We start from the raw sequence: 13,287 nt of genomic DNA on the forward strand, positions 1-13,287 counted from the left end.
AAAATGAAAGGAGATAGCCGCGATGACTATCTCCTTTTTTAATGCCCTTTAACCCAGTGGTTTGCGTGCTTTAGCCTCGCGTCACACCTGCTACGGCATTTTTCTGTTCGGAGCCACCATGAGCGCCGAGTAGCGGTGTTTTGCCTTCCATCATCTCACCAATGCCACCACCAATTATCTCGGTAACTTTAGACGATGCATTTACTCTCGCCCCGCCCTGGGTGTGTTTACCGTTGATATCCTGTAATTCCAGACCATTGGTTTGTAAGTTTACATCACTGTCTCTATTGGAAATTTTGCCACCAATAAGTTCAGTTTTACCGGCTACGTTCAAATTAACTGACTGTGTGCCGCTAAGGGCTGACTGTTCTTCAACCGCTTTATTTTCAACGACTTCCACTTCAACTTTAGCTTTGCCGCTGCCACCTTTGACTTGTTCATCCTGAACATTACTTTTGATTTTTTTGCCTGCTGCTTTGGCACCTTTCTGCCACCATTTATCTTCGGTTTCTGCTTCTTCCTTAGATTCGGTTAGCGTTTCATTGCTCCCCTTTTTGGTATAGCTGAGGGGTTGTACGTTATCTTCTTCTTTAGAACCAAAGTAGCTTGAAACTTGGTCATATTGCTTTTTGACTTTATCGAATAACTTATTGGATTTAGTGGTCAGGGTTTTTTTCACTTTATCCGAGCCGATTGGCGTCGCATCGGCTACCTGATTAATCATGCTGTCTTGTTTCTCGTTACTGTGATTGAAACTCAAGCCGGTGTTGACGTTGACCTCCTGTCGGACATCTTCACGGCTTTGCACTTTCAAGTTACCGCCAATAGTGCCAGTAATATCATTAGCTTTGAGCATAGCACCCGCCAGAGCAGTGTCTTTGGCGCTATTTAGGGCGATATTGTTGCTATTGATATGGGTGTTTTGTTGCATTACAGCATTCAGCTTCTCAACCCCTACATCAAGTTGAGCGCTGATATCATGGATTTTCTCATTGCTCTGTTTATCGACCATCCCTTTGTCGTCTTTCTTGAAAGAGCTATTTTGGTTGCCATTGGCACCGGCAGTAAAGTTCCAGTTGTTTTTGTGTTCCTGGTCTTGCGCTGACTCCAGCATGATGCCGCCATTATCGGCTGTCAGTGTGGTTTGCTGGCTGGTGATATTGGCATTTTGCATATGGATGGCTTGGTTATCATTACCGCCCGCTTTAACCGTTACTGCGCCGCTACTATTGATAATGCTGCCTTGATGCTTGAGTGCTGATTCATCTATATGAGCGACTTTAACTTCCGCGCCTGCTTTCATCCCTTTGCTGCCTTTATCTTTTCCGCTGCTTTGACTGAGACCCGCGTTAGCGTTGGCAGACCAGGTCATATCCTGTTTGGAGCCTTGTGATTGTGCAGCCAGCACATCGACTTTGCCGCCAGCGGCCAGCAGAATATCGCCGGTTGCTTTATCTTTACTGCCGAACGAGGTGCCTGTTAGTGTCAGATCTTTCCCTGCATTCAGTTCAACACCTTGCTGACCCTGTAGATTACTGACTTGGGCAACAGAGGTGCTGCTTTGTCCTTTACTGTTACCGCCGCCTAAACCTGCGCCAAAGTCCTTGCTGTTAGCGTTAGTGCCAAGATTCATTTTGGCCTCGGCTTCCACGTTATTATGGCTTTCGCTAGTATGGTTGGTGACCTGATCAAAACGAATATCTCCGCCCGCATTAACTGCGATTTTGCCATCCCCTGCATTCATATTGGTGCCTTGATAGGTCGCATCTTGTTTCACGTTGATATTGATGCCACCGGCTGCGTTCATGCTGCCAACCTGCGCGATTTCACCTTTGACATGCTGATCTTTCGAGCCGCCTTTACCTTTGCCATCCACGGTAATGTCTTTGCCTGTGGTGGTGTAAATTCGGATGTCTGCGCCACCCTGAGTCTCAGTAATATGTTGGTCAACTCGGTTAGCTGCTGCTTCAAAGGTATGGCGTGATGCATCCAGCGTAATGGCGCCTTTATCCGCCTGATACTTGGTGCCTTGATCTTTGACTTCGCCGTTGGCATTGAGCGCGATGTTACCGCCTTTAATTGATGTCACCACCGATTGGCTACTATTGAGGTTGGTTTCTTTAGTTCCGCCTTTAGCATAGAGGTCTAACCCGGCATTGGGACCACCCACTTCGCCGACTGACTCAATCATGCCGCCCAAATCAAGCTCTTGTGCTTTATTGACTACCCCTTCAAGTGGGCGGGTGATTTCGCCATAAGCAATATTGGCCTCATAACCGACATCAACCTTGGTGGTTTTGGTGTGCGTTTTTTCACTATTTTCGGCGGCCAGATTGTGGATATTATTGCCCTGAGCCTGATAAGCCCCACCGACGTTATGGTCCGTTCCCTGATTGGTCACATCTTGTGTTGCGGTGATATTCAGATTACCCGCCACCTGTGAACTCGAGACCACGGAGGTTGATCTGTCAGTGCTGGTTTGGGTATCTTCGTAGCCTACGTTTACACCACTGCCGGCTTTATCCATGCCGCCGGTGTAGTGGAAATCAACTCCAACACTTTCTTTGGTTTTGTTGCTGGAGAGGCTGTCTTGTGCAGCAACAAACGAGACGTTTTCGCCTTTAATTTCTGCATCACCAGTGGTGGCAGTGATTTTTGAACCAGTGAAAGTGACGTCTTTTTGGGCATCCAGTTTGACGCTGCTACCTTCAAGTGCTGCGCCGTGGTTCTTGATACTGTCAGTTTTTTCGCTCTCACTGGTGTGGTTCAGTTTTAAACCAGCCTGATACTGGTTGTTACCGTCATCGTTGGTAAAACCAGAAATAGTCAGCTTGCTTTTCTGCTCATCTATTTTCTGTTGTTCTTGAGCGGCCTTAATATTGACCTCACCCAAGGTTTCAATACCCAGTTCACCGGCACTTTTTACCAGGCTGCCAATAACATCAACATTATCTTTACTGATTATCTTAAGATTGGCATCTGACGCTAATTCACTGCCGATAACTTTTTCATCGCTATTATTGGCTTTATGGGAGCTGCCGGTAATATTAAAGATTACCCCGGTGCGCTCATCAATTTTTGTCGTCGTCGTACTGATAGCATTGTCAATCTTGATACCCCCTTGATTGGCCTGAACATAACCATCTTTGGCGCCTTTGACTTGGCTGCCGGTAATGGAAACGCCTTTATTGCCACTCACAAGGATTTTCCCTTCAGCCGTTATTTCTGAACGATGGCTAGTTTCGGCTTTCTTATTGTTATTACTATGGTCAATCCCCCCTAAGCCGAGGTTTTGCTCATTTTTACCGTTTTTAATTTCTTGGTCCAGGGTCTTCTGTACATTAATATTGACTTCACTTGCATTAATCAATAAATCATTCCCCGCCGATGCTTTGACCCCACTGGTGGAAATTTCCCCCTCAGCCGTTAGCCCTAAATTATCGCCTGCTTCTAATGTGGTTTTATTCAGACTTTGCTTTTTAGTTTCATCATTATGGCTTTTATCTTCTTGCATATGCACATAGTTATGGCCTTTATCTCGGGAGTAGTCTTCATCTATTACACCCTCGATTTTTAAATCTTTTTTAGCTTTGATCGAAAGATTATTGCCTGCTTTGATAGAAGACCCGGAAAGTTTAATATCACCTTCAGTTGATTGAAGAGAAATGTTATTTTCTCCTTTTATCGTCGTCCCGATATTTTTTTGTTGTTCTTCTTTATTATCTTTGGATTTGCTCCACGCACCTAACCCCCAAAGCCCTTCATCACCTTCTGAATAACTCTCTGTTTGGGTATTGGTTACTTTTTGCGTATCCAGCTTAATATCCCCACCCTGGATAACAATATTTTTACCCTTGATTTCAGCCGCTGTGAGGTTATTTTTCTTCTTGGCGATAATGGAAATATTCTTGCCACTAATTTTGGTGCGTTTTAATTTTTGCTCAGTTGAGTCTTTAGTTTTTGTTTCAATAATATCACCAGAAGCGAAAATATCATTAGCATCTAATGTAATATCTGAGCCAGTTAAAATAGCCGGTGCTGGGTTATAATCAAGGCCAGGCGCCGCATTGACATTAAGATTAAGCTTTCCTGGGGTGGAGATAATTAATTCTTTCTTGGCTGCGTGCGAGCCTGAGATATTTACACCATTTCCTTCTGCGGTGTTAATAATTCTAATTCGGTCTGCTATCATGCTGCCGAATATTTTACTGTCGTATGCCGTTCCTACGTATTTTTGTGATTCCAGTATTTCCCCATTCGTGCTGACTTTATTTTGACCCAGTATAATATTAATGTTTTCTCTTGAGTCAATAGTTCCTTGCATATTGATGCGGGGTGCAATCAAATCCAGCGTTCCATGCATACCGCTATAACCGTCGCCTATCTCTAATAGATTGGTATTATTTCGAGTATCAAATCCTTGCAGATTCCCTTGATCCACTAATGGATTACCGACCACCAATGAGTTGCGATTGGTATTAATAAAACCACAACCTGTACAGGTAATACCATTTGGGTTGGCCAGAATATAGTCTGCCGTCATGCCAAATACTTCCTGCTTCCCCAATAATAATGAAGGGTTACGGCTGATAACCTCATTCAAAATAATACTGGCAGCTTGACCGTTTAAGTTCTGGTTGGCCGCTAATTGCCCGGCAAGTTGTGATTGACCCGCAGACAGGGAGTTATTGAGTACCGCGCCGGCATTACCAACATTAAATTCATTATATTGGTTATGTGATAACCCCGATGCTGAGGGTTTTACGATATCAATTACTGGGACGCCATTTACCGCGTTAATTCCTGGGTTGTGGGCAGGATCACCGGCGCCAACAATACCGGCGGCATAGCAGGTGGCCACTGATACTGAAATAATAGCGACGGCTGCCGCCAGCTTTCCTGCCGGGGAGAGCTTGAACTTATTTTGTTTCATTGTTACTTCTCCATTTTTGTCATCTAGTTTGGTGTTGATAAAAATTGGCTTTTACTGGCGGCGGTTAATTAAAAGGAATAAGAGAAGCGCGCCAGAATCTGAGTAGGGTCTTTATTCTCTGTTTTACTGGACAATAAGTGTCCACGGCTGGCTTCAATATCCAGTTTGATATCGCGATAGCTGACGTTGATGCCGGCACTTAAACCCATAGCACTGCTCCAGCCCTGAGGGTTTTGCTGAATACGGCCTACATCTGCTCCTAGCCGCGGGGTTAGGGTGGTATTGCCGAGGGTAAAGTTGCGCGATAAGGTGTTCTGGAGATACCAACCTCTATCCGCCGATAAGGTATTGCGACTAAAGCCGCGAACAGCATTGCTGTCGGTGACGCTCAACCATTCAACGCCTGGCAGACGGTCACGGGTGTATTGGCCATAGAACTGATTGCTAAACAGATAGAAATCATCAAACAGTTTGAAATATTGATTGGAAGTCACAGCGGCTTTAGCTTTGGTGAATTGGCTGTCCTGATAATTGGCGGTCAAATTCTGATCAGCACCTAACCACGATAACCCCTGCTCGAGGCTGACATTCACATTGAATATGCCAGTGGGCATAATGTGCAGATGATTAATACCTAATTCTAATACTGTCAGTGTTGGGCTGCTGACGGCGATTTTCTGTTCGTTAAAGTAGTTTTCGGCCTGTTTATAGGTTAGTTGTGCACTTAAGCCATTAATTTGGTCTTGGTCGCGATAGAAAACATAATCGGTACGCAAACCATGCTGCTGGGTTTTACCCTGTAGCTCGATGGTATTAAATTGTAATTGCACCGGATAAAGGTATTCGGAATAACTGCCAAAGCCACTGAAGGTTAATGCACCATAAGGCACGGAATAAAACAGTGAATAGGCGCGGCTATGGTTTTTCTGTGGGTTATCGGTGGTACTGCTGATATTTAAACTGAGAGAATCTGATAACCCTAGGGGGTTATCGAAAGAAAATGCATTACGACTTAACCATTTACCGGTGCTTTTGTTGCCATAATTATCGAGTGATGTTGTCAGATGCCAGGGTTTTGACCGGATATTACTCAACCTGAGAATTGAACCGCCTGGCTCTGTTCCCGGTAAAATATCGACGGTTATTTTATTGGAGGGTAAACGGTTAGCTTGATCGAGTCCTTGGTCAAGTTGTTTAATATTTAATGGTTCCCCGACCATATTGGGGAAAACAGTTTCGCCGTTTAATTCTGGGTCAACACTTTCAATGCGCTCAATAAAACCTTCGGTTACATCGAAACCCAATTCGCCCTCTTCATCGGCAGGAATAAACTGGACGCGGGCGGTAATATAACCTTTGTTAAGATAAAGCTGAGTGAGTTCACGAGCCAACAGATTGACATTTTCGCTACCAATACATTGTTCCGGCATGGGGCTTAAGGTCTCTAAATCCGCTTCAGTCAATAAGGTAATACCCTGGATATAGACGCCGCTAATGGGGAGGCATTGCGCACTATCATCTAATTCAGGTGCACTATTTTCGGGCGTTTCTATCTCTGCCTCAGGCTGTTTAGCATGAGGCTGACGACGCTCTTCTATTAAGTGATTAATTTCAGTACTGCTGTTCTGTAGGTTCTGGCGTGATTCATTGATCGGGGAGGGAATATCTATCCCCGGTGTCATGTTTGCGTGAGCGCCCGTGCTCAATAAAAAACATAATGCGGTACGTTTTTTTATCATGATATTTGTGGGGGAATTTTCTGGGTATAACGCGATGAGTGGACCCAGTCCTTTCCGTCCTTGAGTCAAATTTACGGGCAGCACTATTACCGTCCCTAAAGAGTAGAGACGGCGGGCTGAAGACAATAATTAAGGAATATTCAGGGAGAAGGGAAAGATAATAAATTTTTAATATTAAGCGGTTATTGAGTGACTGTTTTCAGATTTATTTTAAATATTATCAGGGTAATGCTGGGTGTTATTGATGTTGTTTTTCTGTCTAAAGCGAGGAATAAAAAGAAACAGAAAAATTGAAAATGCCCGAGTGGTTCGGGCATTTATACTCTTTGGTATTACTTTTTATCTTTCTCTACTGGTTTACCTGACCAGTAGCCCGCCAGTAGTGAACCGGAGAGGTTATGCCAGACCGAGAACAATGCGCCGGGTAGGGCAGCCAGTGGTGAGAAGTAAATTTTACCCAACGTAGCTGCTAGTCCTGAGTTTTGCATACCGACTTCAATGGCCAGTGTGCGGCAGGTGGATTCATCAAAGCCGAACAGTTTCCCGCCCCAGTAACCACTTAACAGGCCAATACCGTTATGCAGGATAACCGCAATAATCACCACGAAACCCACTGAAGCGATATGACTCTGGCTACCGGCGACCACGCCACTAATGATAGCGACAATACAGACCATCGACATCGCCGGTAGATAAGGCTCAATGCGTTTCACCGTTTTAGTAAAGGTGTGATGGATAATCAGCCCTGCGCTAATAGGGATGACCACGATTTGCAGAATACTTTTCAGCATTCCTATTACGTCAACACTGATGGTGGCGTCGACATATAAACGGGTCAGTAATGGCGTGGCAAAAACCCCCACCAGGGTAGAAACCGCCGAGATAGTCACTGATAACGCGACATCTCCTTTGGCCAGATAAATCATCACATTAGATGCTGTCCCACTGGCAACGCTGCCTACCAGCACCATACCGGCAGACAAGTCCGGTGGCATACGGAATAGTATCGCCAGAATCCAGGCAGTGAGCGGCATAATCAGATAATGCAGGAAAGTTGCCGCGGCTACCGGTGCCGGGCGCGATAGTACACGTTTGAAATCATCCAGCCGTAGAGTGACCCCCATAGCAAACATGATCAACATGAGTAGCGGGGCGACATAAGGCCCGATACCGATAAAGGTGGTCGGGCGGAAATAGGCCGCGACTGACAGCAGCAGCGCCCACAGCGGGAACAGCCGGGTGATTTTTACTAACATGAAGCGAAAGTCCTTAGTCGTCAGTGTCAGATATAAGAAAACCGGACGAAATCGCCCGGTCGGTGTTATCAGCTTGTTGTTAGCAGTGTATAGTTAGTTTTTACTCTGACTCAAGCCGTGTTATTCAAACAGCGTATTATTCAAATAAATTGTTACTCAAACAGATTGTGATGCAGGGTTTGCACCACTTTCTCAGCATCATTCCCTGGCACCAAGAAGCACAGGTTATGGCTGCTGGCGCCATAGCAAATCATGCGGATATTGAATGGGTCAAGGACACCGAATACTTCCTTACCGACGCCACAAGCTTGCGACAGGTTATTGCCGATAATTGCCACCAACGCCAGATTCTCTTCCACTTCAACCCGACATAGCGAGGAGAGTTCAGTCAGCAGTGAGGTGGTCAACAGACTGCCCGCCGTTGATGTCGAACCTGTCGTATCAAGAGTCAGCGCGACACTCACCTCAGAGGTGGTTATCAAATCAACTGAAATATTGTGGCGCGCCAGAATATTAAACACTTCCGCCAGAAAACCACGTGCATGCAACATATTCAGGCTATGTAAGGTCAGCAGCGTCTGTTTGCGGCGCAATGCCAAGGCACGGAACAGTGGTGGACTCTCGGTCTCATTACAGACTAAGGTGCCGCCAGCCGCTGGGTCTTTGCTTGAGCCGACAAACACGGGAATATCACTGCGCACGGCTGGCAACAAGGTGGCAGGATGCAAGACTTTGGCACCAAATGTCGCCATTTCAGCCGCTTCTTCGAAAGCAATTTTATCGATGCGTTTTGCTGCCGGAACCACCCGTGGATCGGTGGTATAAATCCCAGGGACGTCTGTCCAAATATCAATGCGGCCAACATTCAGTGCTTCACCCAGTAACGCGGCGGTGTAATCGCTACCGCCACGGCCAAGGGTAGTGGTGCGCCCTTTGCTTTCACTGCCGATAAAACCTTGTGTGACAACAATGGCCTGCGCGATACGCGGGGCCAATTGCGTTTGGGCTAATTCAGACAGCGCATGGGTATCCGGTTCAGCACGACCAAAACGGTCATTGGTTCGCATGATTTTACGTACATCAAACCATTCCACTGCCACCTGACGCTGGCGGATTAGCTCGACAAACAGCAGTGTAGACATCAATTCGCCGTGACTCACCAGTTCATCGGTTAACGCCGCAGACGTTGCCAGACTGGCTGCTTCAGACAGCATGGCGATGTTTTCTAGCATGCGTTCAATTTCATCGCGGATAACCACCGGATTGCCGAGTTTGGCTAGAATATCGGATTGAATTCGACTAATTTCTGCTAAATGAAGTTCACGCTTTTCAGGCTCACAGCCATCGGCAAGGGCGACCAACAGATTGGTAATGCCAGCCGAAGCTGACAAGATAACCAAACGAACGTCCGGGTTCGATAAAACCACATCGGCGCTGCGACTCATGGCATCAAAGTCTGCCACGCTGGTGCCACCAAATTTGGCAACCACGGTCGCAGAAGGGGCGCTGCGGCTCTGCTGGGGTGCTGCTTGAATCATCTAAAAAAACCTCGTATCAGGGATGCCATCTTGGGGGTCATCAGTATTTATCTCTGTACAAGGAAATAACGGGTTATCGACTTTCTGTCAATGAAATGGCTATGAGGTATTTTCATCTTTAATAATATGCGCTGTGATATCACTAAATTGACTATTCCCTTCGTACTTGAAGCTGCTGGAGTGTTAGTTACGTTCACTTACCCGAGTAAGCTCATTGGGATGAATGAGCCTCATCCTTGAGGCTCACCCTGCGGGCTAGCATAACTGCGGTTCAAATCGGTTCCCGACCGATTTGTCGTTCGCTTGCTGCCACTACCATTACTTTGGCAATAGATACTGTTAGACAATGACACACTGCGAAAACAGGGATGAGATCAAGTGTTGTTTCGAGAGATAACACCTATCGCAAGAAAAGAGATCTCAATCACACCCGAACAGGATACAATTAACCCATTCGTTTCATTATCCTTAAGCCTAGAAGAGCGCCGCTATGAAAAATATTAATCCTAGTCAAACCGCTGCCTGGAAAGCGTTACAGCAACACTTTGAGCAGATGAAAGATGTCACCATCAGCAGTCTGTTTGCCAAGGACGACCAGCGTTTTAACAAGTTTTCAGCCACGTTTAATGATCAAATGCTGGTGGATTTCTCCAAAAACCGCATTACCAGCGAAACCATGGAAAAGCTGCAAGCTCTGGCGAAGGAAACTGATCTGGCCGGTGCAATTAAATCCATGTTTTCCGGTGAAAAAATCAACCGCACTGAAGACCGCGCGGTACTGCATATTGCTTTGCGTAACCGCAGTAACACCCCGATTGTGGTGGATGGCAAGGATGTGATGCCAGAAGTGAATGCAGTGCTGGCTAAAATGAAACAGTTCTGTGACCGCGTGATTGGCGGTGACTGGAAAGGTTATACCGGCAAGGCGATTACTGATGTGGTGAACATCGGTATCGGCGGTTCAGATCTCGGCCCTTACATGGTGACTGAAGCACTGCGCCCGTACAAAAATCATCTGAATATGCATTTCGTTTCAAACGTTGACGGCACCCATATTGCTGAAACGTTGAAACCGTTGAACCCAGAAACCACGCTGTTCCTGGTGGCATCAAAAACCTTCACCACCCAAGAAACCATGACAAACGCCCACAGTGCGCGTGACTGGTTCCTGTCTACTGCGGTTTCTGTGGAACATGTCGCCAAACACTTTGCTGCATTGTCGACCAATGCCAAAGCTGTGGGTGAGTTTGGTATTGATACCAACAATATGTTTGAATTCTGGGATTGGGTTGGTGGCCGTTACTCTCTGTGGTCCGCCATTGGTTTATCTATCGCGCTGTCGGTTGGTTTCGAACACTTCGAACAACTGCTGAGTGGTGCGCATGCCATGGATAAACACTTCGCCGAAACGTCTGCGGAGCACAACCTACCAATCCTGCTGGCATTGATCGGCATCTGGTATAACAATTTCTTCGGCGCAGAAACCGAAGCTATCCTGCCTTACGATCAGTACATGCACCGTTTCCCGGCTTACTTCCAGCAGGGCAATATGGAGTCTAATGGCAAGTATGTGGATCGTAACGGTAATCCGGTTGATTACCAGACCGGCCCTATTATCTGGGGTGAACCAGGTACTAACGGCCAACATGCGTTCTATCAGTTGATCCATCAGGGCACCAAATTGGTTCCTTGTGACTTTATTGCACCGGCTATCAGCCATAACCCACTGAGTGATCATCACGCCAAGCTGCTGTCGAACTTCTTTGCCCAAACCGAAGCACTGGCATTTGGCAAATCACTGGCAGAAGTTGAAGCTGAATTTGCTGCGGCAGGCAAAACCCCTGAGCAAGTGGCTCATGTCGCGCCATTTAAAGTGTTTGAAGGCAACCGCCCAACCAACTCCATCCTGCTGCGTGAAATTACACCGTTCAGCCTGGGTGCATTGATTGCGCTGTATGAACACAAGATCTTCACCCAAGGGATTATCCTGAATATCTATACCTTCGACCAATGGGGTGTAGAGCTGGGTAAACAACTGGCTAACCGTATCTTGCCAGAACTGGCAGATGATAAAAACGTAACCAGTCATGACAGTTCTACCAATGCGTTGATTAACCGTTTCAAGAACTGGCGTTAAGCTTGCGGGCTTAAGCTCTTTGATCCGTGCTTATTAGCCCCTTACCCAGTAAGGGGCTTTTTTTCGGCCCGGATTATTTCACCTACTTTCAATGGGAGTATTTATGGCCAAAAATTCGCGTTCTCAATGGATAGCCAAAAATCTACAGCGTTTACTGAATGTGGGGTTGATTGCATTGGCCGCTATTTTGGTGGTCTTTTTGATAAAAGAAACCTTCCATCTTGGTAAGGTCTTATTCGTCAATAATCAGGATGCATCTTCTTACATGCTGATTGAAGGGATTGTAATTTATTTCCTGTACTTTGAGTTTATTGCGTTGATTGTTAAGTATTTTGAGTCGGGTTATCACTTCCCGTTGCGCTATTTTATCTATATCGGGATCACCGCGATTATCCGCCTGATCATCGTTGATCATGAAAACCCGATCGATACGTTAATTTATTCCGGTTCGATATTGTTGCTGGTGGTGACCTTGTATTTGGCCAATACCGAAAGATTAAAAAGAGAATAAAAATGGCGGCCATTACGGCCGCCCTAAAGACACAGTACCAGAGGGAAAAAATACCCTTCTTACTTGAAATTGTAGCTTTGTTTACTGCACTCTCTCACTCGAATCACTGACCTAAGTCAGCTCATCGGGATTAATGAGCCTCAAAGAGGCTCACCCTGCGGGCTAGCATAAATGCTGTTCAAATCGGTTTTCAACCGATTAGTCACTCGTTTGTTGCCTTGCTACAATTCCAATTACTTTGGGTATTGGGTGATGAAATTTTGAATGATGATATCGTTAACCCTTCACCCCACCTGCCGTTAAGCCACCTACCAGCCAGCGTTGTGCCAGCAGGAAGACTGCGGTGATGGGAATGGCAGACAGCACCGCAGCAGCGGCGAAATCGCCCCACAGATAGTTTTGCGGATTCAGATATTGCTGCATACCCACTGCCAGCGTGTAGCTGTTCACATCACGCAATAGCAGCGATGCCACTGGGACTTCGGTGATAGCGGCGATAAACGACAGAATAAACACCACGGCTAAAATCGGCACCGACAGGGGTAACAGCACCAGTCGGAAAGCTTGCCATGGGGTCGCGCCATCCAGTGCTGCGGCTTCTTCCAGCGAGTTATCAATGGTTTCGAAATAGCCTTTGATGGTCCAGACGTGCAGGGCAATACCGCCCATATAAGCAAAAATGACCCCGCCGTGGGTATTCAGCCCGATAAATGGCAGATACTGCCCGATACGGTCGAATAATGCATATAACGCCACCAGCGACAGCACTGCTGGGAACATCTGGAAGATCAACATGCCTTTCAGCAGGGTGCTTTTACCGCGAAAACGCATGCGAGCAAAGGCGTAAGCGCAGGTAGTGGAGAGCGTGACAATCCCAATGGCGGTAATGACCGCAATCTTGATGGAGTTCCATAACCACAACATCACCGGGAATGGTGGTGGGGTTACGCTGCCATCAGCATGAGTCACACTCATACCCAGTGCCAGTTTCCAGTGTTCCCATGAAATTTGATCCGGGATCAAGCTACCGGTCGCAAAGTTACCAGGCCGCAGCGAGATGGTAATCACCATCAGCAACGGGAACATAATCAGCGCGATAAAGCACAACATCAGAAAATGAGTGCCCCATAGACGCAAACGCTGGGATTTAGGTTGAACCATTGCCATTTGCAT

General features: G+C 46.5%; 7 protein-coding genes. 2 read left to right on the forward strand and 5 right to left on the reverse strand.

The genetic code is table 11. From position 1 onward, the window contains the following. Positions 1-70 precede the first annotated feature (70 nt). From Q2T71_RS20570 to lysC, 4 genes are all read right to left on the reverse strand, one after another. The gene (locus Q2T71_RS20570; protein WP_372560363.1) at positions 71-4,933 is read right to left on the reverse strand and encodes a hemagglutinin repeat-containing protein; all 4,863 of its coding nucleotides are present in this window, start codon (positions 4,931-4,933) and stop codon (positions 71-73) included. Positions 4,934-5,001: 68 nt separating this feature from the next. Continuing rightward, a complete protein-coding gene (locus Q2T71_RS20575; RefSeq protein WP_372560364.1) occupies positions 5,002-6,672 on the reverse strand; it encodes a ShlB/FhaC/HecB family hemolysin secretion/activation protein in 1,671 nt (556 codons plus the stop codon). A gap of 332 nt (positions 6,673-7,004) precedes the next feature. Then, positions 7,005-7,928: a ketopantoate/pantoate/pantothenate transporter PanS gene (panS, locus tag Q2T71_RS20580; RefSeq protein WP_372560365.1), complete on the reverse strand. Its 924-nt coding sequence runs from the start codon at positions 7,926-7,928 to the stop codon at positions 7,005-7,007. A gap of 152 nt (positions 7,929-8,080) precedes the next feature. Next, positions 8,081-9,466 carry a lysine-sensitive aspartokinase 3 gene (lysC, locus tag Q2T71_RS20585; protein ID WP_372560366.1) on the reverse strand — a complete coding sequence of 462 codons (1,386 nt, stop codon included), beginning with the start codon at positions 9,464-9,466 and terminating at the stop codon, positions 8,081-8,083. Between the two features lie 490 nt (positions 9,467-9,956). Between lysC and pgi the strand changes: the two genes are divergently transcribed. Together pgi and psiE are read left to right on the forward strand one after the other, a co-directional pair. Further along, the gene (gene pgi, locus Q2T71_RS20590) at positions 9,957-11,603 is read left to right on the forward strand and encodes a glucose-6-phosphate isomerase (RefSeq protein WP_372560367.1); all 1,647 of its coding nucleotides are present in this window, start codon (positions 9,957-9,959) and stop codon (positions 11,601-11,603) included. A gap of 103 nt (positions 11,604-11,706) precedes the next feature. After that, a complete protein-coding gene (gene psiE, locus Q2T71_RS20595; RefSeq protein WP_004705335.1) occupies positions 11,707-12,114 on the forward strand; it encodes a phosphate-starvation-inducible protein PsiE in 408 nt (135 codons plus the stop codon). Between the two features lie 276 nt (positions 12,115-12,390). Here psiE and malG read toward each other — a convergent pair whose 3' ends face one another. Then, entirely contained in the window at positions 12,391-13,281 is an 891-nt protein-coding gene (gene malG, locus Q2T71_RS20600) for a maltose ABC transporter permease MalG (RefSeq protein WP_032907691.1), read from the reverse strand. Positions 13,282-13,287 lie beyond the last annotated feature (6 nt).

The sequence above is a fragment of the Yersinia sp. 1652 StPb PI genome (genome assembly GCF_041538345.1).
Classification (GTDB): Bacteria; Pseudomonadota; Gammaproteobacteria; order Enterobacterales; family Enterobacteriaceae; genus Yersinia; species Yersinia enterocolitica_E.

What these genes read in the sequence shown, in the direction of transcription:
- Q2T71_RS20570 (WP_372560363.1), bottom strand. Translation starts at nt 4,933, where the DNA reads ATGAAACAAAATAAGTTCAAGCTCTCCCCGGCAGGAAAGCTGGCGGCA.
- Q2T71_RS20575 (WP_372560364.1), bottom strand. Translation starts at nt 6,672, where the DNA reads ATGATAAAAAAACGTACCGCATTATGTTTTTTATTGAGCACGGGCGCT.
- panS (WP_372560365.1), bottom strand. Translation starts at nt 7,928, where the DNA reads ATGTTAGTAAAAATCACCCGGCTGTTCCCGCTGTGGGCGCTGCTGCTG.
- lysC (WP_372560366.1), bottom strand. Translation starts at nt 9,466, where the DNA reads ATGATTCAAGCAGCACCCCAGCAGAGCCGCAGCGCCCCTTCTGCGACC.
- pgi (WP_372560367.1), top strand. Translation starts at nt 9,957, where the DNA reads ATGAAAAATATTAATCCTAGTCAAACCGCTGCCTGGAAAGCGTTACAG.
- psiE (WP_004705335.1), top strand. Translation starts at nt 11,707, where the DNA reads ATGGCCAAAAATTCGCGTTCTCAATGGATAGCCAAAAATCTACAGCGT.
- malG (WP_032907691.1), bottom strand. Translation starts at nt 13,281, where the DNA reads ATGGCAATGGTTCAACCTAAATCCCAGCGTTTGCGTCTATGGGGCACT.